Below are 2,701 nucleotides of genomic sequence, written 5' to 3' on the forward strand. Positions count from 1 at the left end.
GTGGGGAGGTGGGGGAAAAGGTTAAAGGTTAAAGGGAAAAGGGAAAAGGAATAAAAAGGAATAAATTTAATCTTTCCCCTTTTCCCGGTTGGTGAGCTTGTCGAACCATTACCCCTTTCCCTTTCCCCATACATGTCGATTTAACCGACTTTTCTCCAAGGTTTAAAGCCGTTGCTGATGCCGAAGAAAGCAGGTGCGAGTTCGGGATAATGACGGCGGAGGATTGTTAGGAAGGTGTTGTTGTCAATCCAATCCAAGCCAAATTGAGTGTAAACTTCAGCTGTGTAATCTTTGGTAAAAAAGCGATCGCTTTTTAATCTTCGAGATGCCATGAGAATAAATACGCGAAAAGCGGTATCACTAAAACCAAAACCTTCTGGCAAATCTTCTGCAAATAAACCCACCATTAAATCTACGCTGTCAATGTCGTTGTTATAAACTTCGCGTAGTTCTTTAACCCATTGTTTATTACTGGTAATTTCTTCAAAGGATTTGACTTTACCTCTACCCAATAATTCACGAAAACGGTTATAACGGGGAACGCCTCTTTCTCTATCCCGCAAAATATCAACAGCAGCTAAATCAAATGCTGGTGTGTCGTCTCCTAACAGTTCTCCTGATAATTGTCTTAAAAAGCGCGGATAGTTATGTAATCTCACAGCACCAGGATAAGAAGTTCCAAAAGAATAAAATAAATCTGGCATGGAAATTTCTTCTAATGTTCCACGGGTATTTTTACCAGTTATCTGAGAAAATTCTTTTTTGTGTAACAGTTTGCCGTTACTAACTGCGTGGAATTCTAAGTCATCTGGAATCAAAGGATGCATCCGATATACAGAGACAAATTCTTGGGTGAGGTAATAGGGAGCGCTATGATGGTCAGTTGGTGAGCCAACAATTCCACTCAATAATTCGCTATCACCAACACGTCCCCAACGCTTTTTGAAATCTTCTCCCAGTAGTCCCCACCAGTTGGAATTCAAAGCAATGTCGGTTACAGGATGTGGCAGGATGGCAGGAGTCCATTCTACGGTGTGAATTTTAGCTGTCAAAGCTGCGATAATCAGGCGGGCATGGTCGAAGAGTTCGTTATCTGTCCACTCAGGATATATTTTCTTTAAGCGATCGCACACCGTATTATGTTCTTTAACAAATAGGGTATGCAACATACTTAAGCCCACCCACCAAGTACCTGCAAAGCCCACCTTGTCAATGCCGTTTTCTGGGTGAAATGGTAACAAGCCGTCTTCACCAATTAGCATTTTGCCATCAACATGAGAACGCAGTGCATCAATGGTTTGTTGATTACTGCCATAAATTTGTGAAGCATCCCACCAGTGAGTAACTTCATTAATAAAACTGGCGGGGTTGTTCGTATCTCCAGTACGGCTTTTGTCTTCTAGGGTTTTGTTGATTGTCATTGACCCGTGTTCTGTTGACCAAGAATCGTCCTTTTCCACGGGAATTTCAAATTTCTTATCGCGCTGGTTCCCCCCGTGACTGAACCAATCATGTGTTTGAAATTGAATCCATGAAGCAGCGAGTAAATTCAAGATTGTGGCGGGTTGAAATTCATCTCGTGCTAATAACACTCGGCTAACTGTGCGCGGATTTGGGGTAAGTAGGTTTTTTTCATCAAATTTGGCATCTTGCAACGGCACATTGCGCCCAAACCGAGTTCCAGCCATACCCATTTCTGGATGCTCAAGGTCATTGTAACTGCCATCTGCACTGCGAACTTTCAATTGGCGATCGCCCGTGATGGGAGCAGGCTTAGGTAGTTTGTCACTATTCGGTAGTTGCGAAGTATCGTGGAGATTCTCTTTTCTCAGCTTTCCACGGAATTGCACTAATTTTAAAAGCCCAAAGAAAGTTGGCAATTTATGCCACGGAATTCCAAACATAATTCATCTCCTGGCAAATAATTTCAAATCTCGTCAACCCTAGACATCAAGGCTATTCAATCTTAAAAACTTCCTTGAATCTGCCTACAACAAAATAACAAAATTACTGAAAATGACCCATAAATTTCAGACTTCATTTATAAATAAAATCTTAAGCTTTTATGTGCATTGAACTTATGTAATGCACAACCATTAATGGTGTGTTATGGCGTAAAAGTTGGTAAATTAATTGAACAATTACACCTGCAATTACGCCTAACACAACACCAGCGATGAGCCTCAGTAGCTATTAATCATCGCTCTTTCCATAATGGAAATTTAATATTTAATTTATAAATCGTCTCTACAATAGATGGTCGTGATAATAAATTCAGTACCCGATTACAAGCAGCAATCAAAACTTGCACCGAGTAACACAGTAATTTTAATCTGCGGTCAATCCTGCGCCCGATTTGCCTCGTCAACAGAGACGATCCCCACTAATGTGGTTAATTGAATGATGCAATATAATCTTTATTTTATCAACCGAATTCTAGTAACTTAACATCCAAAGTTAAGAGATATTTTGTAAATGTTTATAAAGTAAAAAAATGTTATTTTTGAACAAATTAAATATGAAAAATAATTAGGAGTGGAGTAGATAGGGAGTGTTGGTTGTTGACAGATGACAGATGACTGTTAATTGTTGACAGATGACAGATGACTGTTGACAGATGACTGTTGACAGATGACTGGGGAAAAAAAATCAGCATTTATTTTCCTATCTCCCTTGTCTCCCTTGTCTCCCCCATCCCCCC

At 40.1% G+C, this 2,701-nt stretch carries 1 protein-coding gene; it reads right to left on the reverse strand.

The genetic code is table 11. The features are described from left to right. Positions 1 to 140: 140 nt before the first annotated feature. Entirely contained in the window at positions 141 to 1,904 is a 1,764-nt protein-coding gene (locus tag GNE10_RS33640; RefSeq protein WP_185570374.1) for a peroxidase family protein, read from the reverse strand. Positions 1,905 to 2,701: the final 797 nt, after the last annotated feature.

This window comes from Nostoc sp. 2RC (assembly GCF_014222165.1).
Taxonomy (GTDB): domain Bacteria; phylum Cyanobacteriota; class Cyanobacteriia; order Cyanobacteriales; family Nostocaceae; genus Nostoc; species Nostoc linckia.

Bases quoted from the DNA above. Each gene is read 5' to 3' on its own strand.
- GNE10_RS33640 (WP_185570374.1), bottom strand. From the start codon at position 1,904: ATGTTTGGAATTCCGTGGCATAAATTGCCAACTTTCTTTGGGCTTTTA.